Here is a 26,987-nt window from a genome sequence, read left to right as displayed (position 1 = left end):
CAGGCGGGACGGCACGTCGGCCGGGGTGCCGAGGGGCACCTCGGCCGACGTACGACGCGTCACTCGACGGACGTGTCCGCGAACGCGTAGAGCCCGTCGACGCGCGGGGTCCACCCGAGAGCGGGGTCGATCGCGTAGACGGTCTGCGGGGAGTACAGCGGGATGAGCAGACCCTGGTCGATGTTGAGGGCCGCGAGCTCGGCGAAGACCGCGACACGCTCCTCGCCGCTGACCGTGCGCTGCGTGGCCACGAGAGTCGCCGTCTCGGCGGACTTCGTGTAGTCGTTGGCGCCGCCGGCGAACATGTTCGTCGCCGGCATGTCACCGTCCATGGTGGAGGGCGCCCAGGTGTTGAGGAACAGGCCCTTCATGTCCATCGTCCCGTAGATCCGACCCGACAGGCTGGCCTGGTCCATCCCGGTCATCGTCACGTTGATGCCGACGTCCTGCAGGAAACCCTGGATCGCCTGGGCGACCTCCGTGGACAGCGGGATGCGTCCGTCGGTGGCGTACTCGAACGCGATCGGCTCACCGGCGTAACCGGCCTCGGTGAGCAGCGAGCGGGCCAGGTCCGGGTCGTACTCCGCGACCCCCACGGACGGCGCGAACCCGGTGACGCTCTCGGCGACGATCTGGCTCGTCGCCGAGCCGCTGCCGGCCAGGACGTTCTCGACGATCGACTCACGGTCGATCGCGTGCACGATCGCCTTGCGCACGAGCGGGTCCTGGAGCGCACCGGCTTGCGTGTTGACGCCCAGGAACGTCACGCCGTTGGAGATGAGGCTCTCGAGGTCGATCGCGCTGTCCCCCTCCACGCCGGCCACCTGGCTCGGTGACACGAGGGCCACGTCGATGCTGCCCGACAGCACGCCGTTGAGGCGCGCGTCCTCGTCGGCCACCGTCTGGAAGGTGATGCGCTCGACCTCCGGCGCACCGCCCCAGTAGTCGTCGTACCGCTCGACGACGTACTCGACCCCACGGGTGCGGGACACGAAGGAGAACGGGCCGCTGCCGACCGGGCTCTCCGCGAACGCCTCGGAGCCGAGGTCCTCGTACACCGCCTGCGGGACGATCGAGACGGCCGTGGTGATGGAGGGCCACGGGGAGAACGGCGCGTTGAGGTCGAAGACCACCGCCGAGCCGTCCTCGCTCGCGCTCACCGATTCCAGGACCTGCATGTACTCGAGGAGCTGGGACTCCGGGCTCTCGAGGATCTGCTGGTACGTGAAGGCCACGTCGGCGGCCGTCAGCGCGCTGCCGTCGTGGAATGTGACGTCGTCCCGCACGGTGAACGTCCACCGCGTGAAGTCCTCGTTCGACTCCCAGCCGGTCGCCAGCTGCGGCTGCAGGGCGCCGTCGGCGTCCAGCATCACGAGACGGTCGAACACGTTGTAGTAGTAGTTGTATCCCGCGAGTGAGCCGTCGACCACAGGGTCCGGGATCGTGTCGGGCTCGGTGACCTGGGCGACGACGATCGACGCCCCGGACGCACTGCTGTTCGCCGACGAAGTGGTCGTCGTCCCGCACGCGGTGAGCGCGAGGGCTGCGCCGACCGCCAGGCCGGCGAGGGTGGCACGGGTCGTTCTCATGAGGACCTGCTTTCTGGGCGGGAGGAGAGGCGTGGAGCCACGGTGGTCAGGGAAAGCTCGGCGCGGTGGCACGCGAACATGTGGTCGGAGCGAGCAGGGCCGAGCGTCGGATCGACGGTGGCGCAGACCTCGTCGGCGATCGGGCACCGGGTGCGGAACGAGCAGCCGGACGGTGTCGCGGTCGCGTCCGGCAGCTCGCCGACCAGGGCGATGTGGCCGCCGCGCGCCCGCGGGTCCGGCACCGGCGCCGCGGCCAGCAGCGCCCGGGTGTACGGGTGCATCGGGCGGGCGAAGACCTCCTCGGTGGGACCGGTCTCGACGATCTTGCCCAGGTGCATGACGGCGACCCGGTCGCTGATGTGGCGGACGACCGACAGGTCGTGCGCGATGAAGAGGTAGGCGAGGCCGAGGCGCTCCTGAAGCTCTTCGAGCACGTTGATGACCTGGGCCTGGACCGAGACGTCGAGTGCCGAGACCGGCTCGTCCAGCACCAGCACGTCCGGGTCGAGCGCGAGGGCCCGAGCGATACCGAGGCGCTGCCGCTGCCCGCCGGAGAACTCCCCGGGCCGCCTGTCCATGACGTCAGCACTCAGACCGACGCCCTCCAGCAGATCCACGACCCTTGCGCGGGAGTACCGCTTCACGATGCGGAGCGGCTCGGCCACGATGTCGTGCGCGGACATGCGCGGGTCGAGGGACGAGTACGGGTCCTGGAAGACCAGCTGCATGCGGTTGCGGACGGCGCGGCGACTCCGCGGCGTGAGGCGCGCAAGCTCGGACCCCAGCACCTCGACCCTCCCGGAGGCGGGCGCGTTGATCCCGAAGATCGTCCGGACCAGCGTCGACTTGCCGCACCCGGACTCCCCGACCAGCCCGAGGGTCTCCCCCCGTGCCAGCCGCAGGCTGACGCCGTCCACGGCGCGCAGCGTCCGCCGCCCGCGAGGGGTGCGGACGGTGAAGTGAACGTGCAGGTCGTCGACGAGCAGGACGTCCCGGCTCTCCTCGAGCCGGCTGAGCGCAGCCTTCACGAGACCCTCCTGGTGAGGTCGGTGGGTGCGTCGAGGTGGTGGCACGCCGCAGGGTGACCCGCGACCGTCACCACGAGCTCGGGGACCTGCGACGTGCAGCGCGGGTCCTTTGCCGGGTTCGCACAGCGCGGTGCGAACGCACACCCCGTGCCGCGCGCCGTGGGGAGGGGTGGCGCGCCAGGGATCGCGTACGCGCGCTCCCCGGTCGCCGGGCCCCGGAGCATGCTCGCGAGCAGGCCCGCGGTGTAGGGGTGCCGCGGCCGGTCGAAGATGTCCCACACGGTGCCCTGCTCGACGATCCGCCCGGAGTACATGACCGCGACACGGTCGGCGACCTGGGCCACGAGCCCGAAGTCGTGCGTGATGAGCACCATGGAGGCCCCGACGCCCTCCCGGGCTCGCGACAGGGTGTCCATGACCTGGGCCTGCACGGTGGTGTCCAGCGCGGTGGTCGGCTCGTCCGCGACGAGCAGCTGAGGGGCGTTCGCCATGGCCATCGCGATGACGGCCCGCTGGCGCATCCCGCCCGACCACTCGTGCGGGTACCCCTTGGCCCGCGCGGCCGGCTGCGGCACACCGACGGACGTGAGCAGCTCGACGACGCGGCGCGACCGCGCGGACCGCGACAGCCCGCGGTCGTGCACGGCCAGGGCCCGCCCGATCTGCGTGCCGACCCGGCGCACAGGGTTCAGCGCGGTCATCGGGTCCTGGAAGACCATGGCCATGTCCTTGCCCCGCATGGCCCGCCACTCGGCTTGCGACATCGCGAGGACATCACGTCCCCGGAAGAGGATGGAGCCACCCCGGACCTCGAGCGGGTCGGCGAGCAGGCCCATGACGGCCAGCGACGTCACGCTCTTGCCGGACCCGGACTCGCCGACGAGGCACACGACCTCGCCCGGCTGCACGCTGAAGGAGACGTCGTCGACGAGCACGACGTCGCGTCCGTCGGCGTCGGTGTAGCCCACCGTCAGGCCGCGGACGTCGAGCAGCGGCCTGCCGGTCGCGTCCTGCGCCTGCGAGGGCGGGGAGGTGGTGGCAGTGGTCATGACCGCGCCTTCCGACGACGTAACGGCGTGCTCTCGTGGGTGAACCGCTGGCTGATGAGGTTGGCGCCGGTGACCATCAGGAAGATGCAGATGCCGGGGACGAGGACGACCCAGGGCGCCTGCCGGAGGTAGGCCTGACCGTCCCCGACCATCGAGCCCCAGCTGGGTACCGGCGCCTGGACGCCCAGGCCGAGGTAGTCGAATGAGGCGGTCAGGAGGATGACGGCACCGAGGTCGGTCGTCGCGATGATGAGCACCTGCGTGGCGACGCCCGGCAGCACGTGCTTGCGCAGGATCCACGTCACCCTGGCGCCGAGGATCTTCGGCGCGAGGACGAAGTCCCGTCCCGCGAGCCCCATGGCGACGGACCGCGCCACGCGGGCGTACCCGACCCAGTAGGTGGCGGCGAGCACGCCCACCATGAGCCACACGCTGGGGGCGAACACCGCCGCGAGGGCGATGAGGACGAGCATGACGGGCAGCGCGAGCTGGATGTCGGCGACGCCCATGAGCACGTTGTCGGCCCGTCCACCGAGGTAGCCCGCGGTCATGCCCACGACGATCCCGATGAGGCAGTTCGCGACGATGATGCCGAGCACGATGGCGAGGGTGACGCGGCCGGCGAGGGCGAGCCTGCTGGCCGTGTCCCGTCCGAGGGCGTCGGTCCCGAGGGGGTGGTCGGCGCTGCCCGGCTGCAGGAGCTTCGAGGCGAGCTCCTGGCCGTAGGGGTCGAACTGCGGCAGCAGCGGGTAGAGCGCCGTGAAGAGGACGACGGTCGCGACCATCGCGAGCCCGGTGAGCTGCAGAGCCGTCCAGCGGGTGCCGCGGCGCCGGCGGACGGACGCGGTCGGCGCCACAACGGTGGCGGCGCTCGTGACGGTGGCGGTCATCGCAGCCTCACCCGGGGGTCGACCAGGCTGGAGACCAGGTCCACGAGGAGGTTCGCGGCGACGAACAGCAGGGCCACGACCACGAGTGCCGACTGCACGACGGGGAAGTCCCGGGCGTACACCGAGCTCAGCATGAGCTGGCCGAGCCCGGGCCAGGCGAAGACGTTCTCGACGATCACGAGTCCTCCCAGGAACGTTCCGAGGTTGATCCCGGCCACGGTCATGACCGGGAGCAGCGCGTTTGGCAGCACCTCGCCGAGCAGGACCCGCGAGTGTCCTTCACCGCGCGCCCGCGCGGTGCGCACGTAGTCCATGGAGCTCTGGGCAACGAGGGAGTTGTCCAGCAACCGCGCGTAGACCACGAACTGACCGGTTGCGATGGTCAGGGCCGGCATCACCAGCGCGGCCGGGCCGCTCGCCCCCAGCGACGGCAGCAGACCGAGCTGGACGGCGAGGACGATGACGAGCAGCAGCCCAAAGAAGAAGTCGGGCGTGGACTGGCGCATCGACCCGAGCGCCAGCGCCACGGTCCGCAGCGGCCACCAGCCGGTCAGGTGCGTGACGAGGACGACGAGGAACGCGAGCGCGAGCCCGAGCCCGAGGCCCCAGGCGCCGAGGTGCAGGGACAGCGGCAGCCGTTCGAGCACGAGATCCATCGACGACGTGCCCCGCTCCCGGTACGAGGCCCCGAAGTCGCCCCGCAGGACGCCGCCGAGGTAGGCGAGGTACTGCTCCGTGACGGGCCTGTCGAAACCGAGCTCGGCGTCCAGTGCCGCGATCTGCTCCGGGGAGGCGTTCTCACCGAGGATGAGGACGGCCGGGCTGCCGCTCAACCGTCCGAAGACGAACGCGAGCGTCACCACCGCGTAGATGGTGGCGAGGGCCTGGGCCCCACGTCGAGCAAGGTACCGGATCACCGTGTTCACCTCCCGGGCGACAACTCTGAGCCGTTCGGTATACAGAATCGCCGCCACGTGTTTCGGTAGCGTCGTCGTTCGTAAACGGCAGGTGAACTCTCGAACGCGTCCAAAGTGAGGCGATGGGGCGATGAAAGGCGTTTCAGGGAGATGAGGGTGAGCAGGAGGGCGCAGAGGCCGGTTCCCGATTCGGCGGCTCTGGTATACAAGAAGCTCGCCGCTCACCAGGAGGCCGACGTGCTGACCATCAAGCCCGAGCTCTGCGAGGCCCTCCTCGCACCGGAGGACGTCATCACGGCTCTGGCAGCGGCCCACGCCGGGCACCACGCCGGCCGCATCACGCAGCCGCTACCCGTCGCTCTCGCGGTGCCCGGCCATGACGACCTCGGGCCGGAGCGCCCTCGGCACGTCCTCATGTCGGCCTGCGACGGGGACATCACGGTCGTCAAGACGCTCCTCGACGCCCCTGCGCGCCGCAGGGCGGGCGACCCCGCGCAGCGCTCGGTCGTCTCGGCGTACTCCACCGCGACCGGTGAGTGCCTCGTGCTCGTCGACGGGCGCACGCTCACCCGGGTCCGGACGGCAGCGGCGACGGTGCTCGCCGCGTCGCACCTCGCCCGGCCGGGCTCCCGCGTGCTCGGCGTCCTCGGAGCGGGCCCGCTCGCTGAGGAGCACGTGCGCGCCGCGCGCGAGCGGTTCACACTCGACGCGGTGGTGGTCTGGTCGCGGACGCGGGAGTCCGCCGACGCCCTGGTCGCACGCGTCGCACGTGACGGCACGCCGGCACGCGCTGTCGCGTCGCCTGCGCTCGTCGCGGCCGAGGCCGACGTTGTCTTCTGCGTGACGCCGTCGACCGCGCCGCTCCTGGATGTCGGCGACCTGCGTCCCGGGATCCACGTCGCCGCGGTCGGCTCTCCCCCGCGCCCGGGCTACCAGGAGGTGACGGGCGAGGTGCTGATGCGTGCCGACGTCGTGGCCGTCGACGACGTCGCCATCGCGAGCGCCGAGTCCCACACCGTCGCTCAGGCGCTGCGGGCCGGAATGTCCGCCGACCGGCTCGTCGAGCTCGGCGCGATCGTCGCCGGCGACCATCCGGGGCGGACGAGCCGCGACCAGGTCACCGTCCACAGCTCGATCGGCGTCGCACTCCAGGACCTGGCCGCTGTCCGCCTCCTCCTCGACCGCCTGGCCGCCGGCGCAGGTGTCGCACCGACGACGGCTGCCTAGGATCACGGCCATGTCGCTGACGGACGATGACGACGGGGCCGTGGACACCTCGCTCGCGGCGCGGATCTACGACACCGTTCGCGCACGGATCATCCTCGGTGATTTCCCCCAGGGCTCGCGGTTGCCCGAGCAGCGCCTCGCCGACGAGCTGCAGGTGTCGCGCATCCCGTTGCGCGAGGCGCTGTCCCGCCTCGCCGCGGACGGCCTCGTCGTGACCACACACCGCCGCAGCGCGGTGGTCTCCTCCTGGGCACCAGGCACGGTGCACGACCTGTTCGACGCCCGTCTCGCCCTCGAGACCAGCGCAGCGGGGCTGGCGGCTCGCCGGCTCAATGGTGTCGCCGAGCTCCAGAGATCCCTGGAGCGGTCGATCGACGAGATGCGTGCGGGTGACGAGCTGGGCATCGCCGAGGCCAACGTGCGGTTCCACCAGGCGCTGGTGGCCGCCGCGGGGAACCAGCTCATGGACGGCCTCATGCGCAGGATCAGTGCCCGCATGTCGTGGCTGTTCTTCCTCACGGCCCACAGGGACCACGACGTCGCGTGCAGCGAGCACTCCGCGATCGTGGGCGCCGTCAGACTGGGCAACGTGCGGCTGGCCGAGACGCTCACCTACGCCCACATCGAGACCGGCCGTGAGCCGTCCCTGGCGGCGATGCACGCACTGCTGCCCGCATGAGAGGTGCGGCCCGGGCGGGTGCCCGGGCCGCGGGGTCGACTCGTCAGACGAGCACGCCGTCGTGGGCGACGACGCGGCCGGCACGCAGCACGGTGCGCCCTCCGAGGCGATCCATGACCGCTGCGGTCGGTGTGTCGCCCTGGACCAGCACGAGGTCGGCGGGGTCGCCCGGGTCCACGCCGGGCCGGTCCGTCACGGACGTCAGACGCCTCGAGGACGGGTCGACGACCGAACGCCCGCCGACGGTGGCGACCGCGAGCGCGTGCTCGATGAGCTCGTCCGCGTTCCAGCCCTGCGTGAAGGCCAGCTGCCAGGTGCGGTCGAGCATGTCGGTCGTGCCGTACGGCGACCAGTAGTCGCGCTGCCCGTCCTGCCCCAGCCCTGTACGGACGCCACGTGCGACGAGCTCGAGCAGCGGCAGACCCTCGCGGGGCCCCGGGGCGACCGTCGTCACGGCCACGTCGAGCTCCGCGAGACGGTCGAGCACGGGGCGCACCTGGTCCAGCGGTGACTGCCCCAGCGCGAACGAGTGGGCCAGCGTGACCCGCGAGGCCATCCCCAGTGCCCGGACCCGCTCGAGCACGAGCCTCGTCGAGAACAGACCGAGCTCCCCCGCCTCGTGGAGGTGGATGTCCACCGGGACGTCGTGACGTTGTGCCAGGTCGAAGACGATGTCGAGGTGTTCAACCGGGTCCTGGTCGAGGCTGCACGGGTCGATCCCACCCATGACGTCGGCACCCATCTCGAGGGCTGCGCGCATGAGGTCGGGGACACCGGGCTCCAGGAGCAACCCGGCCTGCGGGAAGGCGACGACCTGCACCTCAGCGCGAGCTGCATGCTCGTCGCGGGCCGCCAGGACGCCCTCGAGGCGCTCGAGGCGGCAATCCGCGTCGACCTGGGCGTAGGAGCGCGCCTGCGTCAAGCCGTGCCCGATCGCACGCCCCAGCGTCGTGGCGGCACGCTCGGCGACGCCGGCACCTGCGCTACGCCAGTTGCGGCGGTCGTTCATCACGCAGTCCCACAAGGTGCGGGTCGACGGCACGCTGTGCGGCCGGAACGGCAGACCGACGAGCGTCGAGTCCAGGTGCACGTGCACGTCGCTGAAGGACGGCAGCAGGATCCTGCCGTCTCCGGCCACATCATCGGGCGCCGGAGCCCGCGCGGGCTCGTGGGCGGTGACGGCGGCGACGACGCCGTCGGTCACTACGACGTCGCTGGCGGGGCCGCCCCATGGGCGGACGTTGATGATGACGACGCGGTTCACGCGTTCTGTCTACCGATCGTGCGTTTCGGCGACGTGAACAGAGCCTGCGCGCGACAGGCGGCTCGCCTCGTAGACGACATCTCGCCCCGGCCGCGATGTGCAGGGCTGCTCGGTCGGACGAGAGACCCGCCGTGGCGCCGCGGGGCGAGGATGACCGGTGGACCACCCGCGCCGGGGTGTCCCGCACGAGGACGCGTGACCGTCCAGCCGCCCGGGCGCGTCCCCGACCCGCGGCCTGGGTTGGGACAGCTCGGCGCTGGCGGGCCGGTGACGGGCCACCTATCGTGACGCGCATGACCGCCCCCACGGTCGGGCAGCGCGGCCGGTTGCGGATCTCGAGGGACGACGCTGCCGCCGGCCTCGCCGGCGCCGCGGCAGGCGCCGTCACGGTCGGGACCGGTACGCTCCTCACCCTCGTCGCCGGACCGTCCAGCGACCCGCTCGTGGCAGTGGGGTCCGCGTTCGTCGACGCCACCCCGGGGTGGCTCAGGGACTGGGCCGTCGCAGTGCTCGGCACCGCCGATAAGTTCGCGCTCGGCATCGGCGAGGTGCTGGTCCTCGCCGCGCTGGCGGCGCTGGCAGGCGTCCTGGCACGGCGGTCGTGGACGTGGGGTGCGGTCCTCGTCGTCGCGCTGGGCGGCCTGGCCGCACTAGCCGCCACCACGCGCCCCGACGCCGGCCCGTTGGCACCGGTGCCCGCGCTCGCCGGTGCCGCCGCCGGGCTGTTCGCCATGCGCGCGCTCGTCGGCCGGCTCCCGACGCCGCCGACGGGCCGCACGGACCGGCCGGTCGACGCTGGACCGGACCGGCGCGCCTTCCTGCGCGCGACGGCGCTCGTCGCGACCCTCGGTGTGCTCGGCGCAGTGGTCGGCCGCGTCGTCACCGCGGGCGCGCGCGGTGCCGAGGCGGTCCGCGAGGCACTGCGGCTCCCGGTGGCCACCCGGCCTGCCCCGGTACCACCGGCCGCGGTGTCCGTGGGCGTGGAGGGCGTCGAGCCGTGGGCCACGCCGCCGGGCGACTTCTACCGCATCGACACCGCGCTCGTCGTGCCGCAGGTCGACCCCGCACGCTGGCGGCTGCGCGTGCACGGCATGGTCGAGCAGGAGGTCGAGATCGGCTGGGACGAGCTGCTCGCGAGCGACCTCGTCGAGGCCTGGGTGACCCTCGCGTGCGTGTCGAACCCGGTCGGCGGGGGCCTCGTGGGCAACCAGCGCTGGCTCGGGCTGCCCGTCCGCGAGGTGCTCGCCCGTGCCGTGCCGGCACCCGACGCCGACATGGTCCTGTCGCGCAGCGTCGACGGGTTCACCGCGTCGACGCCGATCGAGGCGTTCACCGACGACCGGGACGCGCTGCTCGCGATCGCGATGGACGGTGAGCCGCTGCCGCCGGAGCACGGCTTCCCCGTGCGCCTGGTCGTGCCCGGGCTGTACGGCTACGTGTCGGCGACCAAGTGGGTCACCGAGCTCGAGGTCACGCGCTTCGAGCGCGCGGAGGCGTACTGGACGACGCGCGGCTGGTGGCCGCGCGGCCCCGTCAAGACGCAGTCGCGCATCGAGGTCCCCCGCCCGGGTGCCGACGTGCCTGCGGGCGACGTCGTGGTCGCCGGCACCGCCTGGGCCCAGCACCGGGGGGTCGAACGCGTCCAGGTGCGCGTCGACGACGGGCCGTGGCAGGACTGCGACCTCGCCGCCGACGGGGGCATCGACACGTGGCGGCAGTGGCGCTGGGCCTGGCGCGACGCCCCGACCGGTGAGCACCTGCTGGCGGTGCGCGCGTGGGACCCCGACGGCCCACAGACGGGCGTCCCCACCGCTGTGGTGCCCGACGGCGCGAGCGGCTACGACACGCTCACCGTCACCGTCACCTGACGCCTCGACGCCTTGGCGGTCCTCCGCCGGTGGCCCACCACCACCCCGGTCCGACCCGCCGCGGTCTCGCGAGCCCGGGTGCGGCAGCGGGTGGTGCGGTGGCTCGGTCAGTAGACGTCGCGGGCGTAGCGGCGCTCGGCGGTGAGCCGCTTGACGTACGCGGCCGTGGCCGACGCGTCCAGACCTCCGTGGCGCTGGACGACGTCGCGCAGGGCGGCGTCGACGTCCGGTGCCATGCGCGCCGCGTCGCCGCAGACGTACACGTGCGCGCCGCGCTCGAGCCAGTCCCACACAGCCGGGCTGCGCTCGCGCAGCCGGTCCTGCACGTAGACCTTCTGCCGCTGGTCCCGGGAGAACGCCGTGTCGAGACGTGTCAGCACGCCCCGCTCGCGCCAGGACTCGAGCTCCTCGCGGTACCAGAAGTCGGTCGCCCCGTGCTGCTCACCGAAGACCAGCCAGCTCGGGCCGGTGTGGCCCGCCGCCTCCCGCTCCGCGAGGAAGCCGACGAACGGTGCCACGCCCGTCCCGGGGCCGATCATGACCGCCGGTGCCGTCGGGTCGCTCGGCGGGTGGAAGTGGGCGCTCGGCTGCACGTGCACCGCGACCTCGGCGTCCGGCGGTGCGTCCGCGAGGAAGGTCGAGCACGTGCCGCCGCGCGGGCGTCCCGTCGAGCTCGTGTAGCGCACGACCGACACCGTCAGTCGCACGCGCAGCGGGTCGACCAGCGGGCTCGAGGAGATCGAGTACGCGCGGGGCTGCAGCCTGCGCAGCGCGTCGACCCACTCCTGGGCCGTGGCCAGGACGCGGTGCTCCGCCACGACGTCGACGACCCCGCGGTGCCACGTCCACGCCGCGAGGTCGTGCCGGTTCTCGCTGCGCAGCAGGCGTCGCAGGTCGGCACCGGCGTTGCCCGCGGCGCGCTCCGCGACGAAGCGCAGCAGGGCGGGTGCCGGGTGGCCCAGGTCGAGACCGGTGCGCAGCACGTCGTGCAGCGGGCTGACGACGCCGTCGAGCACGACGGGGCTGTCGCCGTCCAGGCCGGTGACGGTGAGCCACTCGTCGACGAGCGCGAGCGGTGTCACGGGCCGCACCGCCAGCGCGTCACCCGCCTGGTAGGTCACGGGCAGCGGGCTGGACGACGTGTCGAGCAGGATCTCACGCACCTCCTTGGCCGACCCGGGCTCGCCGAGACGACGGCGCCCGACGAGGCGCGCGGTACCCGGTGCCGCGCGCGTGGCACGCGTCGCGGCAGCCTCCCGCGGGGCCTCGCGAGGCACGCTCGTCACCGGGCTGCGGGGTGCGGTGCCGCCCGCGGCCCCGGCCCCCGGTCCGCCCACCAGCGCCTCGACGAGGGTCGTGAGCCACCGCTCGACGGCGTCGTCGTCACCGGGCTCGCGGTCCAGCCGCTCGACGAGGCGGTGTCCCCCCAGCTCGGCGAGCCGGTGGTCGAGACGGCGCCCGTGCCCGCAGAAGCGGTCGTAGGCCGGGTCGCCGAGCGCGAGCACCGCGAACCGCGCGCCGGAGAACGACGGTGCCTGCGGGTCGGCGAGCAGCTCCCACAGCGCCGTGCCGTTGTCGGGGGCGTCGCCGTCACCGAACGTGCTGGTGACCAGGATGACGTCGGCGTGCCGCGGCAGGTCGTCGAGAGCGTCGTCCATCGAGACGACGCGCGGTGCGCACCCAGCGTCGGTGAGCCGGTGCGCGACGGTCCGTGCGACGTCCTCCGCCGCCCCGGTCTGCGAGGCCCACAGGACCGTCACGGTGCGGGTCGCCGCCGCGGGCGCCGGCATCCGCGGCGCCCGCGAGAACATGCCGGCCAGCACGCCGTCGACCCACAGCGCGTGGTCCTGCCGCAACGGTGCTGTCGCGGGCAGCACCGGTGTGCCGGCAGGTCCTCCCCCGAGACCGGCGAGGAAGCCCGCGAGGTAGCGGCGCTCGTCGTCGCCGAGCGCGGGCGGGTCGACCTCCTCGACGCCGAGCGCGGCCGCGAGCGCGCGCATCGTCGCCGGGCCGTCGAACGTCGCGACGGCCGGAGCCGGTGCGTCGTCGGGCGTCAGGACCACGACGGGGGTCAGCGCGACCGCGCACGCCTTGAGCTCGGGCTGGAACGACAGCGGGTCGACGGCGTCGTTGGTGACGGCGTTGACGGCCAGGTACTCGCCGAAGACGTCGTTCCAGTGGAAGGGCGCGAAGCAGGTGCCGGGCGGCACGCGATCGGTGACGACGACGGGCAGCACGGCGCGCCCCCGGCGTGACGCGACCTCGACGGGCGCGCGGTCCGCGACTCCCAGGCGTGCCGCGTCCTGCGGGTTGACCTCGACGAACGGCCCGGGCTCGAGCTTGGTGAGCGCCGGCACCTTGCCCGTCTTCGTCATCGTGTGCCACTGGTGCTGCACGCGACCGGTCGTGAACCAGAAGGGGTGGTCGTCGTCGGGCGTCTCGGCCGGGTCGGCGTGCGGGCGCGCGTGGAAGACCGCCCGCCCCGTGGGTGTCGCGAAGGCCAGGCGCGGGCGGGTGCCGTCGGCTTGCGTGAGGAGCGGCCGGTGCTCGCCGTCGTTGAGGTAGCGCACAGGGTTGCGCGCGGGCGCCTCGGGTGACGAGCAGGGCCACTGCACGGGCTCGCGGCGCAGCCGGTCGTACGTGACGCCGCGCAGGTCGTAGCCCGTGCGCGGGTTGGACGCCTGCCGCAGCTCGTCGAAGACCTCCTGCGACGAGCCGTACGCGAACCCCTCGTAGCCCATGGCGGTCGCCACCCGGGCGACGAGCTCCCAGTCCGGCAGCGCCTGACCCGGCGCGGGCAGCGCGCGACGCGCGAGGGTCATGGTGCGCTCCGAGTTCACCATGACGCCGTCGGCCTCCGACCACATGGCCGCGGGCAGCACGACGTCCGCGTAGGCGTTGGTCTCGGTGTCGGCGAACACGTCCTGCGTGATGACGAGCTCGGCGCGCTCCAGCCCTTCGATGACGGTGCGGCGGTTGCCGACGGACGCCACGGGGTTGGTGCAGATCACCCAGCACGCCCGGATGTCGCCGTCGGCCATGCGCCGGAACATGTCGATCGTGCCGGTCCCGACGCCGTCGGCCCGGATCGTCCCGCGGGGCAGACCCCACAGGTCCTCGCAGAAGGCGCGGTCCTCGGGGTCCTGCACGGTGCGCTGCCCGGGCAGGCCGGGTCCCATGTACCCCATCTCCCGCCCGCCCATGGCGTTGGGCTGCCCCGTCAGGGAGAACGGCCCGCTCCCCCGCCGACCGATCGCACCGGTCGCCAGGTGGAGGTTGACCAGCGCGTTGGTGCTCCACGTCCCGTGCGTCGACTGGTTGAGGCCCATCGTCCAGCAGGACACCCAGTCCCCCGCCCCGGCGATCAGGTCGGCCGCGGCGCGCAGGTCCGCCGCGGGCACGCCCGTGAGCTGCTCGACGACGTCCGGCGGGTAGTCGGCGACGAACGCCGGCATCCGGTCCCACCCCTCGGTGTGCTCGGCCACGAACTGCTGGTCGACCGCACCGGCCTCGGCGAGCAGGTGGAGCAGCCCGTTGAGCAGCGCGAGGTCCGACCCGGGGCGCACCTGCAGGAACAGGTCGGCCTTGTCGGCGGTCGCGGTCCGGCGCGGGTCGACGACGATCAGCTTCGCGCCCGCCTTCACCCGGTCGAGCAGCCGCAGGAACAGCACGGGGTGGCAGTCCGCCATGTTCGCGCCGACCAGCAGGAACACGTCCGCGTGGTCGAGGTCCTCGTAGGAGCCCGGCGGGCCGTCCGAGCCCAGCGACAGCTTGTAGCCCGTGCCGGCGCTCGCCATGCACAGCCGGGAGTTCGACTCGATCTGGTTGGTGCGCCAGAAGCCCTTGGCGAGCTTGTTGGCCAGGTACTGGGCCTCGATGCTCATCTGCCCGGACACGTACAGGGCGACCGCGTCGGGGCCGTCGCGGTCGAGGATCTCGCGCAGCCGGTGCGCGACGGTGGCGATCGCCGCGTCGACGTCGACGGGCACGGGCTCCGTGCCGCGCTCGGTGCGCACGAGCGCGGTCGTCAGCCGCCCGCCCGCGGCGAGCATCGTGGCGCTCGTCGCGCCCTTGGTGCACAGGCGCCCGGCGTTGGCAGGGTGCGACCGGTCGCCGCTCGCGCGGCGCACCGCGCCGTCGTCACCGACGTCGAGCACGATGCCGCAGCCCACGCCGCAGTACGAGCACACGGTCGCGACCTGGGTCGCGGCCGTGCGCTCGTGCTGCGCGGTCGTCGTGAGCGTCATCAGATGAGGGCGTCGCCGAACGCCGAGCCGCGGCGGCCGTACACGACCCACGTCGTGGCGGCCATGACGCCGTACATCGCGACGATCACCCACAGCGCGGTCTCGATCCCCCCGGTCGCCGTGGTCGAGACGGCGAAGCCGCGCGGGATGAGGAACCCGCCGACGGCTCCCACGGCCCCGGCGATGCCGATGCACCCGGCGGCGACCTTGGCGCGCCGCGCGCGGTCGGCAGCGTCGCCCGCACCGTGCCGGAACACGGCCGGGATCATGCGGTAGACCGAGCCGTTGCCCGCGCCCGTCGCGAGGAACAGCAGGAGGAACGAGCCGAAGAACAGGCCGAACGACCCCGAGCGCAGGGCGAAGATCGCCGACACCGTCCCCGCGGCCATGACGGCGAACGCGACGACCGTCACGAGCGCCCCACCCAGCCGGTCGGCCAGGATGCCGCCCGCGGGCCTGGCGACGGACCCGACCAGTGCGCCGAGGAACGCGATCGACAGCGTCATGCCGGGGAACTCGTTCTTCAGCAGCGTCGGGAACGCGCCCGAGAACCCGATGAACGAACCGAACGTGCCGATGTAGATGAACGAGATGACCCACGTGTGCTTCTGGCGGGCCGCCGAGCCGTAGGCCCGCGGGTCGGTCGCGGCGTCCTTGACGTTGTCCATGTACCGCCACGCGAGCACCGCGGCGAGGACGGCGAGGGGCACGAACATCAGACCGGCGCGCTCGAGGTGCACGCCCGCGCCGATGACGATCACCAGCGGCACCGCGAGCTGCACCGCCGCCGTTCCGATGTTGCCGCCGGCGGCGTTGAGGCCCAGCGCGCGTCCCTTCTCCCGCTCGGGGTAGAAGAACGAGATGTTCGCCATCGAGGAGGCGAAGTTGCCGCCGCCGACGCCGGCCAGCGCGGCCACGACCAGCAGGACGGTGAACGACAGGTCCGGCCGCTGGACGGCCCACGCGAGCGCACCGGTCGGTACGAGCAGCAGCAGTGCGGACACGATCGTCCAGTTGCGGCCACCGAAGACCGGGACCGCGAACGTGTACGGGATGCGCAGCGTCGCCCCGACGAGCGAGGGCACGGCGATCAGCCAGAACATCTGGTCGGGCGTGAGCGCGAAGCCCGCCTCCGGGAGCTGCGGCACGACGATGCTCCACAGCGCCCACACGGCGAACCCGAGGAACTCGGCGAAGATCGACAGGACGAGGTTGCGACGCGCGACGGCGCGACCGACGGCCTGCCACTGGTCGGTGGCCTCGGGGTCCCAGCCGTGCAGCCAGCGGCCGCGGTGGCGGACGAGCTCGGGTGCGGTCCCGGGTGGGGTCAGGACGACGGCACCGGGCCCGTGGTCGACGGTGGTCGGTGGCGAGGCGGTCGCCTCCTGCGGTGCGGGGGTCGTCGGGTTCTGGGTCACGGGAGCCTCCGGGCGTCGGGCCGCGTGCGGGAGGGGCGCGCGGGTTCGGGCGTCGGTGCGGGTCGCTGCCCGGCGGGGCGTCGCCGCGAGGTGCCGGCGTCGCATCCGAGGATAGGGATGCCGTGTTTCACCCGTTCGCCCGTCCGCGTAACCCTCCGCGAACGTTCCCCGCACAGCCCTGGGTCGCCACGTGTGAGGACGGCAGGTCGCGGACGTGTGCGCCAGGTCCCGGGCCGGCCTCAGGGCGAGACGACGAACCGCCCCGACGCACCGCGCTCGGCGTCCCCCATGACGTGCGTGACGAACGGGTAGGTCCCCGCCTCGGGGAACGTCAGCTCGACGAACCCGCCCTCGGCGGGCTGCAGCGCGAGCACCTGGGCGCCGCCCGTGCCGGTCGAGCCGCCGTCGCGCAGCGTCCAGTCCCCCTCGCGGTACACGGTGTCGAACTGCCCGCCGACGACGTGGAACGACGAGGGTCGGTTCGGTCCAGCGTCGAGGACCCACACCCGGACGCGCTCGCCCACGGCGACCTGCAGCGGCCGGTCGCGGTACTGGTTCGCGTAGCCGTTGAACGTCAGCAGCGTCGGGGTCTGGGCGCTGAGCGCCGTCTCGTCGGCCGGCCCGCCCTGCGCGCCGAGGTACAGCTCCGACTGGACCAGCACGTACTCGTGGTCGACCGGGGGCAGCCCCGGTGGGTCGATGACCACGGCACCGAGCATGCCGTTGGCGATGTGCAGGCTCATCGGCATGGTCGAGCAGTGGTACATCCAGATGCCGCTGCGGGTGGCCGTGAACGTGTAGGTGAGCGTCTCGCCCGGCTCGATGGTCCGCATGACGTCGTCGGGTGCCAGGGCACCGGCGTGGAAGTCGATCGAGTGCCCCAGGCTCCCGTCGTTGACGAGCGTCACGACGAACCTGTCGCCGACGCGCCCGTGCAGGACCGGCCCCGGCGCCGTGCCGCCGAACGTCCACGCGGTGCGGGTCACACCGGGTGCGACCTCCTGCACGTGCTCGGTGACCTCGAGGCGCACGTGGTGCGTCGTGCCGTCGCCGACGGGCGGCAGCACGGCGTCGTGCGCGACGAAGTCGTCGTCGGGGGTCGCCATCAGGTCGAGGAGGTCCGCAGCGGGTGTGCCGTCCGTCGTGTCCGCGTGACCCGCGTGCCCGCCTGCGGCGGCGTCCTCGTCCTGCGGTCCGTGCTGCGGTCCGTCCTGCGCGAGCGCCGCGCCGCCGGTGACGACGACCGAGAGCGTCATGCCCATGAGCCGGTGCCCCGCCACCGAGCACCACCCCGCCAGGTCACCCCCGACGACGCCCACGTCGAGGGTCACGCGCGCGCCCGGCGCCAGCCGGCCGGACGTCGCGCCGCCGTCGAGGACGAGGTCGTGCACGGTGTCGTCGACGTTGACGACCTCGAGCACGAGCCGGTCGCCCGCGGGCACGTCGATCGTGTCGGGGACGAACCGCATGTCGTGCGCCTCCACCGTCACCGTCGTCGTGCCCCCCGTCGCGACGACCCCTCCGGCCCCGGCTCCGCCCGCGCTGCCGGCCGTGACCTGGGTGAGTCCGGCCGCCACGGGGTCCCCCGCGAGCGCGACGGCCACGGTCACGAGCAGCGCCCCGACCGCGAGGCTGCCCGCGCCACGTCGGCGCGCCCGGACCAGCCCGGCGGCGACGGGGTCCGGTCCGCTGCCCCGCGCCGGGACGACCGCCGCGGGTGCGCCGTCGGCGCCGCGCCGCGCGATCCGCACGGCACGCGCGACGAGGACCAGGAACCAGGCGCCGACCGCGAGGGCGAGCACCGAGGCCGTGACGCGCACCAGGCTCGGCGACGGCAGGACGAAGAACGCCAGCCCGCCGTTGAGCAGGACCACCCGGACGACCGCCGACCGGTCGAGCTCGGCGGCGACCGCCCGGGAGACCGCCGGCCCGCCGCCGAGCACGACGGGCAGCAGGTACGACAGGGCCCCGACCAGCACCTGGGCCGCGAACCCGGCGACCGTCGCGGGCGCGAGCGCGGACAGGTGCGGGACGGCAGCCCGCCACGTCGGCGCCACGGCCACGACGACGCCGAGCGCCGCGACCGTCGCCGCCCACCACACCACGGCGGCCCCGACGCTCGCGGCCGCGAACGTCACCGGCGGTGCCGTGCGCGCCTGTCGCACGAGCACCCGCACGACAAGCGCGATGCCGGCGAGGACGACGAGCAGGCCCACGACCGTGACGGCACGCACACCCGTCGCGGGCCCGGCGGCGGCGATCAGCGTGCCGGTGACCAGCAGCAGCAGCGCACGTGAGGCGGACCGCTCGGCGACGTCGTCGATGCGCGCGTGCAGGATCGTCGGCCACAGCACGACGAGCGTCCCGGCGACGGTGACACCGACCCAGCCGACGAGCGTGAGCACGACGTGCGCGACGTACCAGCGCGCGTACGGTTCAGGCCCGGGTGCGAAGGCGGCCATCGCGACGCCGCACGCGACGCCTGGCACCAGGAGCAGCCCGGCCTCGACGTACGCGCGCACGAGGTGCCCGAACCGCGAGGGCAGAGCACCGCGCCGCTGCCGGCTGATCCCCACGGCCTGGGCGACGCCCGCCGCGGCGACGGCTGCGCCGCCCGCGACGAGGACGGGTGCGAGGGAGGCCAGGTGCCCGACCACGACCGCGAGCGCGCCCACGGTGTGCGTCGCGAGCCGCGCGACGAGGGCGCCCCGCGGCGCGGGGTGGCGCAGCAGCGTGTCGGCGAAGTGCTGGCTCCACACGAGGATCGCCGTGGTGACGGCGCCGAGCAGGGGCAGGTGGACGAGCAGCCACCCCGCCTCGGGGAGCCACCGGTGCGCGACCGCCGCGACCGCCGCGGCGACGAGCCACGCGAGCACGAGCGCGTTGGCACGCAGGTGGTGCCCGGCCCGCGTCATCGCGTGCCGCCGACGGTGAGGCCGGTGGGCGTGGCCGCCACCCGCGGGGTCCCCTCGCGCCGCGGCGGGCGTGGCGGTGCGGCGACGGGGCCGCGCAGGGCCGAGGTGACGGCGACCGCGACGAAGAGGAGCAGGGCCACGACGTTGCCGACGCCGCCGGCCCGCACGACCGCGTCGATGCCGTGCGCGTCCCCGACCAGCACGCGCACCGCGAGCGTGACGTGCAGCAGCACGAGGGGCGCGTACATGACGGGCCGGTAGGGCAGCGGTCGGCGGAGCACCGCGGGCAGGATGACCGGCGCGTGCGCCATGACCATCGACAGCACGAAGCCCAGGAAGACCGCGTGCAGCACGGCATCGTACCCGGGGCCGGACAGCACGGGCCCCGCGACGAGCCACAGGGCACCCGCGGCGGCGAGCCACGCGTACCCCGCGAGCATCGCGCACGCCATGAACCGCGGCAGCCCGGTGCCGCGGACGGTGCGCCGCGCCACGTCGTACCGGGCGAGCACCGCGACGAGCGCGAGCAGCACGGCACCCAGGGCGTGCCACCCGGTGCGCGGCCACACCAGCGCGGCGGTGGCGGCGACCGCCCAGGCGCAGGCGAGCGCCCACACGACGTCCTCGACATGCTCCCCCGGGCCGCCGACGCGCAGCAGCTCGAGCCGCTCGCCGGCGATGGTCAGGACGAGGAAGCCCGCGAGGCACGGCACGAGGTGCGGGACGGCGACGCCGGCCAACCACAGCACGGCGGCCGCCACGGCGTGCGCCGCGCCCAGCGCCTGCACGGCGAGCGCGGCGGCGGGCTGGCGTCGCCAGATGACGACGTACACGGCGACGAGCGCACAGGTCCCGGCGACGAACGCCGACTGCCCGACGGCCAGGGGCAGCGGACCGAGCAGCGCGAGGCCGCCCAGCCCGAGCAGCGCGGGCGCGACGAGCGCGGCGCGACGCCGCACGGCGACCGCGCGCTCGAGCACGACGAGCGTGCCGACGAAGCCCAGGACCATGAGCGGCCCGTGCACGTCGGCCCACCGGTCGAGGTGCACGGGCGCGGGCAGCCCGAGCAGCAGCAGGGCGGCGTCCAGGCCGGCGAGCATCGCCAGACCACCCGGGACGAGCAGGACCGTGTGCTGCGGGACCCTGGTCCCGGTCTTTTCCACGCCTCGACGGTATTTAATGGCGCCAGGCGGCACACGGGACCTGGGTCCTGCGTCGCCGCCGGACGACGAGGAGGTGGCCATGACGACCGGCAACGAGCCCGAGCGCACCACGCGTCGCACACCCGCCGCACGCGTGCTGTCGTCCGCGAGCCGCGTCGAGCTGTTGCACGTGCTCCAGGACGAGGGACCGTCGACGACCCCGGCGCTCGCGGCACGCACCGGCCTGCACGAGAACACCGTGCGGGAGCACCTGCAGCGGCTCGTCGACGCGCGGTTCGTGGTGCGCGAGACCGAGCGCCGCACGACGCGCGGCCGACCCCGCACGGTGTACCGGGCCACGACGCGCGACGACGTGCGCACCGATCCGACCGCCGCACGCCACCTCGCCGAGTCCGTCGCCCGTGCGCGGCTCACGAGGGTGCTGCTGGGCGGCTACGGCGCCGCCGTCGAGGACGTCCCCGCGTCGGCCCGACGTGCCGGCCGCGAGATGGTCGACGAGCTGCCGGCGCTGCCCGCGGGACCGCGCGACCAGGTGCTCGCCCTCGAGGCGCACCTCGACCGGCTCGGCTTCGATCCCGTCCTCGACGCGAGCGGGACGACGTTCGACCTGTGGCGCTGCCCGTTCCTCGACCTGGCACGCACCCGTCCTGACGTCGTGTGCAGCGTCCACCTCGGGCTCGCGCAGGGCGTCCTCGAGCAGGTCGGCGGGCCGGTGCGCGCCGAGCGCCTCGTCCCGTTCGTCGGCCCGCGCCACTGCGAGCTGCACCTGTCGGAGGTCGGCGCCGCCGACGTCCCGTCCCCCGCGCGGGCCGCACGGCACGCGCCCACCGAAGGAGAGCCATGAGCCAGCCCGTCGAGATCCTGCCCACCGCACCGCAGCCCGCCGGGCACACGTGCGGCTGCGGCGGCCACGACGAGAGCGACCCCGTGCTCGACGTGCGCACGATCCCGCACGCGATCCGGCACGCCACCGTCTTCGGCGCGTTCGACGCGATCGCCCCCGGCGCCTCGCTCGTGATCATCGCGCCGCACGCGCCGCGGCCGCTGCTCGCGCAGCTCGCCGAGCGCGCTCCGGTCGACGTCACCTACCTCGTCGAGGGGCCCGACGCGTGGCACGTGCGGCTCACGCGCCGCCTCGACACGGTGGCCCAGCCGTGAGCGCCGCGACCGAGGGAGCCGTCATGACCGAGGTCGCCGACCTCGCCTCTCTCGTCGAGGTCCAGCCCGAGTCGACGGTCTCACGCACCGTGCTGCGTGCCGAGGGCGCACGGGTCGTGCTCTTCGCGTTCGACGCCGGTCAGGTCCTCACCGAGCACACCGCCGCCATGCCCGTGCTGCTGCAGGTGCTGACCGGGCACCTGCGCGTCACGGCGGACGGACGGACGGTCGACCTGCGGCCCGGCGGTGTCGTGCACCTGGGCACCCGGCTGCCGCACGAGGTCGAGGCCGTCGTGGCGAGCAAGCTCGCCCTGACGATGCTCGATCCCCGCTGAGCCCCCGGCCCAGGCGGGCGCACCCACGGGGGCGCCTGCCCGGGCCCATTTTCCACGGTGTTGTGCGTACCGCCGCCTCGCCGACCCCTGCCAGGGTGCGCGTACGTAGTTGACCGACGACGACACCAAGAGGCATTCGATGACGAAGGCCACCCGCTCCGCGGACGTGGGCACCTGGGACCCCGAGGACCCGGCTGCGTGGGACGAGCGCCTCGCCTGGCGCACGCTGTGGGTCACGACGTACAACCTGACGCTCGCCTTCGCGGTGTGGTACCTGGTCAGCGCGATCGCCCCGCGCCTCAACCTCGTCGGGTTCGACCTGACGACCGGCCAGCTCTACTGGCTGGTCGCGCTGCCGGGCCTCGCGGGCGGGCTGATGCGGCTGGTCTTCATGTTCCTGCCGCCCGTGGTCGGCACGAGGACGCTGGTGGGCGGCTCGGCGACGCTGCTGCTGCTGCCGATGATCGGGTGGACGTTCGCGGTACGCGATGCCTCGACGTCGTACGCCACGCTGCTGGTGCTGGCGTTCGCGACCGGCATCGGCGGCGGCGCGTTCGCGGGCTTCATGCCGTCGACCAGCTACTTCTTCCCGCGGCGCATGTCCGGCACGACCCTGGGCCTGCAGGCAGGCATCGGCAACTTCGGCGTGAGCCTGATCCAGTTCCTCGTGCCGTGGGTCGTGGGATTCGGCCTGCTGGGCACGACGGTGCTCACACCGCAGCAGACGGTCGACGGTGGGCACATCTGGCTGCACAACGCGGCGCTCGTGCTGATCCCGTGGGTGGTGCTCGGGATCGTCCTGGCCGCGCTGTTCCTCAGGCGCGTGCCGGTGCAGGCCGACTTCCGCGAGCAGCTCGACATCTTCCGCGAGAAGCACACGTGGGTCATGACGGCGGTCTACACCATGACGTTCGGTGCGTTCTCGGGTTTCGCCGCACAGCTCGGCCTGCTCATCAACAACGTCTACGGCGGGTTCGAGAACGCGCCCGACCCCCTGCGGTACGCGTTCCTCGGGCCGCTGCTCGGGTCGATCACGCGAGCCGCGTGGGGTCCGCTGTGCGACCGGTTCGGCGGCGCGGTGTGGACGTTCGTGGCCGGCATCGGCATGACGGCCTCGACCGTCGTCGCGACGCTGTTCCTCACGCCGTCCGACGTCGGTGAGTTCACCTGGTTCCTCGTCGCCATGCTCGCGCTGTTCACGTTCGCGGGGATCGGCAACGCGGGCACGTTCAAGCAGATGCCGATGATCTTCCCGCGCCGCCAGGCCGGCGGCGTCATCGGGTTCACGTCCGCGATCGCCGCGTTCGGCCCGTTCCTGGTCGGCATCGCCCTGTCGTTGTGGACCCCCGTCGCCTTCTTCGTCGGCGCCGCCGCCTACTTCGCGATCTGCACGGCCCTGACCTGGGTGAACTACGCCCGGCCCGGGGCACCACGCCCCAGCTGACGCCGTCACCCCGACCACCCCACCCTCTCGGGAGGTGCGATGAGCACGACCAGCCCTCGCCACACCGGCACCGACACCGGCCCTGCGCAGGCGCTCGTCCGCCTCGGCTCACGCCTGCGGCGCGGTGAGGTCTCGCCGGACCTGCGCACGGTGTTCCTGGAGGGCGGCCGCGAGGGTGACGCGTTCTACCGGGACCGCTGGAGCCACGACAAGGTCGTGCGCTCCACCCACGGCGTCAACTGCACCGGCTCGTGCTCGTGGAAGGTGTACGTCAAGGACGGCATCATCACGTGGGAGACGCAGCAGACGGACTACCCGTCGGTGGGGCCCGACTCCCCCGAGTACGAGCCGCGCGGCTGCCCCCGGGGTGCGGCGTTCTCCTGGTACACGTACTCCCCCACGCGCATCCGCTACCCGTACGTGCGCGGAGCCCTGCTGCGCGCGTACCGCGAGGCGAAGGCCCGCACCGGTGATCCCGTCGAGGCGTGGAAGGCCGTCACGGCCGATCCGTCCGCGCCGTACAAGAAGGCCCGCGGCAAGGGCGGGCTCGTGCGCGCGACGTGGGACGAGGCGGCCGAGATCGTCGCGGCCGCGCACGTGCACACGATCGAGGAGTACGGGCCCGACCGGATCGCGGGGTTCTCCCCCATCCCGGCCATGTCGATGGTGTCCCACGGCGCGGGCGCACGGTTCGTCTCGATGCTCGGCGGCACGATGCTCTCGTTCTACGACTGGTACGCCGACCTGCCGGTCGCGTCCCCCCAGGTCTTCGGGGACCAGACCGACGTGCCGGAGTCCGCCGACTGGTGGAACGCGGCGTACCTCATCATGTGGGGCTCGAACGTCCCGGTGACGCGCACGCCCGACGCCCACTTCATGGCCGAGGCCCGGTACCGCGGGCAGAAGGTCGTCACGGTCAGCCCTGACTACGCGGACAACACCAAGTTCGCCGACGAGTGGCTCGCCCCCCACCCGGGCACCGACGGTGCCCTGGCGATGGCGATGGGCCACGTCGTGCTGCGCGAGTTCCTGGTCGAGCGGCGCACGGCGCGCTTCGCGGACTACCTGCGGCAGTTCACCGACGCACCGCACCTGGTGCGGCTGGTCCCGCGCGGCGACGCGTACGTGCCCGACAAGTTCCTCACCGGCGACCAGCTGCCCGTCCCGTCGGCCGACCGCGACGGCGCGTTCCAGACCGTCGTGCTCGACGCCGACGGCACCCCGACGGTCCCGAACGGCACGCTCGGCCACCGCTTCGACCCCGCGAAGGCGGGCAAGTGGAACCTGCTGCTGGGCGAGCTCGACCCGCAGCTGTCGGTCGCGGACCTCGGGTCGTGGGACGGGGCGGCCGTCCCGGTCGACCTGCCCCGCTTCGACGTCGCACCGGACGCGGGACGCGAGCACGAGGGCGGTGCGGGCGTGGTGCGCCGCGGCGTGCCCGTGCACCGCGTGGGCGACCACCTGGTCACGACCGTGTTCGACCTGCTGCTCGCGCAGTACGGCGTGGGCCGCGACGGGCTGCCCGGCACCTGGCCCACCGGCTACGACGACGCGTCGAGCCCCGGCACGCCGGCGTGGCAGGAGGAGATCACGTCGGTGCCCGCGTCGACGGCCGCGCGCATCGGGCGCGAGTTCGCGGCGAACGCCGAGGCGTCGGGCGGGCGCTCGATGATCATCATGGGCGCCGGGACCAACCACTGGTTCCACTCCGACACGATCTACCGCACGTTCCTCGCCCTGGTGCACATGACCGGCTGCCAGGGCGTCAACGGCGGCGGCTGGGCCCACTACGTGGGGCAGGAGAAGTGCCGGCCCGTCACGGGGTGGGCGCAGTACGCGTTCGGCCTGGACTGGGCGCGCCCGCCCCGGCAGATGATCGGCACGGCGTTCTGGTACCTCGCGACCGACCAGTGGCGGTACGACGGGCTGCCCGCCGACGCCCTGGCCAGCCCGCTCGCGCGCGGCACGTTCGCGGACCGCACCACCGCGGACTGCCTCGTGGAGTCCGCGCAGCGCGGCTGGATGCCCAGCTACCCGACGTTCGACCGCAACCCGCTCGACCTCGCCGACGAGGCCGCCGCCGCGGGCGTGGACCCCGCGCAGCACGTCGTGGACGAGCTGCGGGCGGGCCGTCTGGGCTGGGCGTGCCAGGACCCCGACGACCCGCGCAACTTCCCGCGCGTGCTCACCGTGTGGCGCGCCAACATCCTGGGCTCCTCGGGCAAGGGCAACGAGTACTTCCTGCGGCACCTGCTGGGCACGGACTCCGCGGTCCGGGCGGACGAGGCCGGGCCGGACCGCCGACCCCGGACCATGACGTGGCGCGACGAGGCGCCGCGCGGCAAGCTCGACCTGCTGGTCACGAGCGACTTCCGCATGACGTCGACCACGCTGTTCTCCGACGTCGTGCTGCCGGCGGCGACCTGGTACGAGAAGTACGACCTGTCGACCACCGACATGCACCCGTTCGTCCACTCGTTCAACCCGGCCATCAGCCCGCCGTGGCAGACCCGCACGGACTTCGACGTCTTCGCGACCCTCGCCCACGAGGTGCAGCGCATCGGCGGGGAGCGCCTCGGGGTGCGGCGCGACGTCGTGGCCGTCCCGCTCCTGCACGACACCCCGGACGAGCTCGCGACGCCGCACGGCACCGTGCCGGAGTCCGACCTGCGGCCCGGGCTGACGATGCCCCGGCTCGTCGTGGTCGAGCGGGACTACACGACGATCGGCGACCGCTGGGGCGCCCTGGGGCCGCTGACCGCGAGCGCCGGCATGGTCACCAAGGGCGTCGCGTTCTCCCCCGACCAGGAGGTGGCCGCGCTCGCGCGCACCAACGGCACGGTCGCGACCGGCCCGGCGGCGGGCCGGCCGCGCCTGACGGACGCCCGGCACGTGTGCGAGGCGATCCTCGCGCTGTCGGGCACCACCAACGGGCGCCTCGCGGTCCAGGGGTTCGAGCGCGTCGAGGCGCGCACGGGGACGTCCCTCGCGGAGCTCGCGCGCGACCACGAGGGCGAGCGCATCCGGTTCGCCGACGTGCAGGCGCGTCCGGTCGCCGTGATCACGTCCCCCGAGTGGTCCGGCTCGGAGCACGGCGGGCGGCGCTACTCGGCGTTCACGATCAACGTCGAGCACCACAAGCCGTGGCACACGCTCACCGGGCGCCAGCACTTCTACCTCGACCACGACTGGATGACCGAGCTGGGTGAGGCGCTGCCGGTGTACCGCCCCCCGCTGGACCTGCACCGGTTGTTCGGGGACTCCAAGCTGGGGCCCGCGGAGCCGGAGGGCGGCCACGCGGCCGTGACCGTGCGCTACCTGACGCCCCACTCCAAGTGGTCGATCCACTCGGAGTACCAGGACAACCTGTTCATGCTGTCGCTGTCCCGCGGCGGCCCGACCATCTGGATGTCCCCGCAGGACGCCGCAGCGATCGAGGTCCGCGACAACGACTGGGTCGAGGCGTACAACCGCAACGGGGTGGTCGTGGCCCGGGCGATCGTGTCGCACCGCATGCCCGCCGGGACCGTGTACATGTACCACGCCAAGGACCGCACGGTGGACGTGCCCCGGTCCGAGACGTCAGGGCTGCGCGGCGGCATCCACAACTCCCTGACCCGCGTGCTGCTCAAGCCGAGCCACCTCGTCGGCGGGTACGCGCAGCTGTCCTTCGCCTTCAACTACCTGGGACCGACCGGCAACCAGCGCGACGAGGTCACCACGATCCGCCGCCGCTCGCAGGAGGTGGAGTACTGATGACCGAACGGCGACGTACGGAGCGAGGGACGAGCGAAGT

General features: G+C 73.5%; 18 protein-coding genes. 8 read left to right on the top strand and 10 right to left on the bottom strand.

From position 1 onward, the window contains the following. Positions 1-59: 59 nt before the first annotated feature. Genes NP048_RS08965 through NP048_RS08945 form a run of 5 tightly spaced genes read right to left on the bottom strand, consistent with a single transcriptional unit; the run spans position 60 to position 5,473 of the window. Entirely contained in the window at positions 60-1,589 is a 1,530-nt protein-coding gene (locus NP048_RS08965) for an ABC transporter substrate-binding protein (protein WP_227578652.1), read from the bottom strand. Further along, positions 1,586-2,617, bottom strand: coding sequence for an ABC transporter ATP-binding protein (locus NP048_RS08960; protein WP_227578651.1), 1,032 nt, complete (start codon positions 2,615-2,617; stop codon positions 1,586-1,588). Before NP048_RS08960 ends, NP048_RS08965 begins: the two co-directional genes overlap by 4 nt. After that, positions 2,614-3,666, bottom strand: coding sequence for an ABC transporter ATP-binding protein (locus NP048_RS08955; RefSeq protein ID WP_227578650.1), 1,053 nt, complete (start codon positions 3,664-3,666; stop codon positions 2,614-2,616). Before NP048_RS08955 ends, NP048_RS08960 begins: the two co-directional genes overlap by 4 nt. Further along, the gene (locus tag NP048_RS08950; protein WP_227578649.1) at positions 3,663-4,556 is read right to left on the bottom strand and encodes an ABC transporter permease; all 894 of its coding nucleotides are present in this window, start codon (positions 4,554-4,556) and stop codon (positions 3,663-3,665) included. Before NP048_RS08950 ends, NP048_RS08955 begins: the two co-directional genes overlap by 4 nt. Continuing rightward, entirely contained in the window at positions 4,553-5,473 is a 921-nt protein-coding gene (locus NP048_RS08945; protein ID WP_227578648.1) for an ABC transporter permease, read from the bottom strand. Before NP048_RS08945 ends, NP048_RS08950 begins: the two co-directional genes overlap by 4 nt. Positions 5,474-5,710: 237 nt before the next feature. Between NP048_RS08945 and NP048_RS08940 the strand changes: the two genes are divergently transcribed. Together NP048_RS08940 and NP048_RS08935 are read left to right on the top strand one after the other, a co-directional pair. After that, positions 5,711-6,700: an ornithine cyclodeaminase family protein gene (locus NP048_RS08940; RefSeq protein WP_227578647.1), complete on the top strand. Its 990-nt coding sequence runs from the start codon at positions 5,711-5,713 to the stop codon at positions 6,698-6,700. Positions 6,701-6,710: 10 nt separating this feature from the next. After that, positions 6,711-7,379, top strand: coding sequence for a GntR family transcriptional regulator (locus NP048_RS08935; RefSeq protein ID WP_227578646.1), 669 nt, complete (start codon positions 6,711-6,713; stop codon positions 7,377-7,379). Between the two features lie 43 nt (positions 7,380-7,422). On the opposite strand, the gene NP048_RS08930 is transcribed toward NP048_RS08935, so the two are convergent. After that, positions 7,423-8,643: an amidohydrolase family protein gene (locus NP048_RS08930; protein ID WP_227578645.1), complete on the bottom strand. Its 1,221-nt coding sequence runs from the start codon at positions 8,641-8,643 to the stop codon at positions 7,423-7,425. A 293-nt stretch (positions 8,644-8,936) separates the two neighbouring features. Here NP048_RS08930 and NP048_RS08925 point away from each other — a divergent pair, with 293 nt between their 5' ends. Beyond that, complete coding sequence (locus NP048_RS08925; RefSeq protein WP_227578644.1) at positions 8,937-10,511, top strand: molybdopterin-dependent oxidoreductase; 1,575 nt, start codon at positions 8,937-8,939, stop codon at positions 10,509-10,511. A 107-nt stretch (positions 10,512-10,618) separates the two neighbouring features. Here the strand turns inward: NP048_RS08925 and NP048_RS08920 are convergent, their stop codons facing one another. The 4 genes from NP048_RS08920 to NP048_RS08905 form a co-directional block, all read right to left on the bottom strand. After that, on the bottom strand, positions 10,619-14,758 hold the full coding sequence (locus NP048_RS08920) for a bifunctional nitrate reductase/sulfite reductase flavoprotein subunit alpha (protein ID WP_227578643.1): 4,140 nt from the start codon (positions 14,756-14,758) through the stop codon (positions 10,619-10,621). Further along, positions 14,758-16,176 carry an MFS transporter gene (locus NP048_RS08915; protein WP_227578642.1) on the bottom strand — a complete coding sequence of 473 codons (1,419 nt, stop codon included), beginning with the start codon at positions 16,174-16,176 and terminating at the stop codon, positions 14,758-14,760. The genes NP048_RS08920 and NP048_RS08915 overlap by 1 nt, the downstream gene beginning before the upstream one ends. A gap of 239 nt (positions 16,177-16,415) precedes the next feature. Continuing rightward, positions 16,416-19,091 carry a multicopper oxidase domain-containing protein gene (locus tag NP048_RS08910; RefSeq protein WP_227578641.1) on the bottom strand — a complete coding sequence of 892 codons (2,676 nt, stop codon included), beginning with the start codon at positions 19,089-19,091 and terminating at the stop codon, positions 16,416-16,418. Then, a complete protein-coding gene (locus NP048_RS08905) occupies positions 19,088-20,254 on the bottom strand; it encodes a DUF8744 domain-containing protein (protein ID WP_227578640.1) in 1,167 nt (388 codons plus the stop codon). The genes NP048_RS08910 and NP048_RS08905 overlap by 4 nt, the downstream gene beginning before the upstream one ends. Before the next feature lie 79 nt (positions 20,255-20,333). Between NP048_RS08905 and NP048_RS08900 the strand changes: the two genes are divergently transcribed. The 5 genes from NP048_RS08900 (at position 20,334) to NP048_RS08880 (ending at position 26,947) form a co-directional block, all read left to right on the top strand. Further along, positions 20,334-21,098: a helix-turn-helix transcriptional regulator gene (locus NP048_RS08900; RefSeq protein ID WP_227578639.1), complete on the top strand. Its 765-nt coding sequence runs from the start codon at positions 20,334-20,336 to the stop codon at positions 21,096-21,098. Then, positions 21,095-21,412 carry a DUF2249 domain-containing protein gene (locus NP048_RS08895; RefSeq protein WP_227578638.1) on the top strand — a complete coding sequence of 106 codons (318 nt, stop codon included), beginning with the start codon at positions 21,095-21,097 and terminating at the stop codon, positions 21,410-21,412. Before NP048_RS08900 ends, NP048_RS08895 begins: the two co-directional genes overlap by 4 nt. Further along, complete coding sequence (locus tag NP048_RS08890; protein WP_227578637.1) at positions 21,409-21,747, top strand: cupin domain-containing protein; 339 nt, start codon at positions 21,409-21,411, stop codon at positions 21,745-21,747. The genes NP048_RS08895 and NP048_RS08890 overlap by 4 nt, the downstream gene beginning before the upstream one ends. A gap of 139 nt (positions 21,748-21,886) precedes the next feature. Continuing rightward, on the top strand, positions 21,887-23,191 hold the full coding sequence (locus NP048_RS08885) for an MFS transporter (protein WP_227578636.1): 1,305 nt from the start codon (positions 21,887-21,889) through the stop codon (positions 23,189-23,191). A 39-nt stretch (positions 23,192-23,230) separates the two neighbouring features. Beyond that, complete coding sequence (locus tag NP048_RS08880) at positions 23,231-26,947, top strand: nitrate reductase subunit alpha (protein WP_227578635.1); 3,717 nt, start codon at positions 23,231-23,233, stop codon at positions 26,945-26,947. The last annotated feature ends 40 nt before the right edge of the window (positions 26,948-26,987 follow it).

This window comes from Cellulomonas xiejunii (assembly GCF_024508315.1).
GTDB lineage: Bacteria > Actinomycetota > Actinomycetes > Actinomycetales > Cellulomonadaceae > Cellulomonas > Cellulomonas xiejunii.
Note: the sequence above shows the minus strand (reverse complement) of the source record. Positions and strands in the feature narration are given on the sequence as shown.

Bases quoted from the DNA above. Each gene is read 5' to 3' on its own strand.
- NP048_RS08950 (WP_227578649.1), bottom strand. From the start codon at position 4,556: ATGACCGCCACCGTCACGAGCGCCGCCACCGTTGTGGCGCCGACCGCG.
- NP048_RS08900 (WP_227578639.1), top strand. From the start codon at position 20,334: ATGACGACCGGCAACGAGCCCGAGCGCACCACGCGTCGCACACCCGCC.
- NP048_RS08880 (WP_227578635.1), top strand. From the start codon at position 23,231: ATGAGCACGACCAGCCCTCGCCACACCGGCACCGACACCGGCCCTGCG.
- NP048_RS08965 (WP_227578652.1), bottom strand. From the start codon at position 1,589: ATGAGAACGACCCGTGCCACCCTCGCCGGCCTGGCGGTCGGCGCAGCC.
- NP048_RS08910 (WP_227578641.1), bottom strand. From the start codon at position 19,091: ATGACGCGGGCCGGGCACCACCTGCGTGCCAACGCGCTCGTGCTCGCG.
- NP048_RS08935 (WP_227578646.1), top strand. From the start codon at position 6,711: ATGTCGCTGACGGACGATGACGACGGGGCCGTGGACACCTCGCTCGCG.
- NP048_RS08955 (WP_227578650.1), bottom strand. From the start codon at position 3,666: ATGACCACTGCCACCACCTCCCCGCCCTCGCAGGCGCAGGACGCGACC.
- NP048_RS08895 (WP_227578638.1), top strand. From the start codon at position 21,095: ATGAGCCAGCCCGTCGAGATCCTGCCCACCGCACCGCAGCCCGCCGGG.
- NP048_RS08925 (WP_227578644.1), top strand. From the start codon at position 8,937: ATGACCGCCCCCACGGTCGGGCAGCGCGGCCGGTTGCGGATCTCGAGG.
- NP048_RS08885 (WP_227578636.1), top strand. From the start codon at position 21,887: ATGACGAAGGCCACCCGCTCCGCGGACGTGGGCACCTGGGACCCCGAG.
- NP048_RS08920 (WP_227578643.1), bottom strand. From the start codon at position 14,758: ATGACGCTCACGACGACCGCGCAGCACGAGCGCACGGCCGCGACCCAG.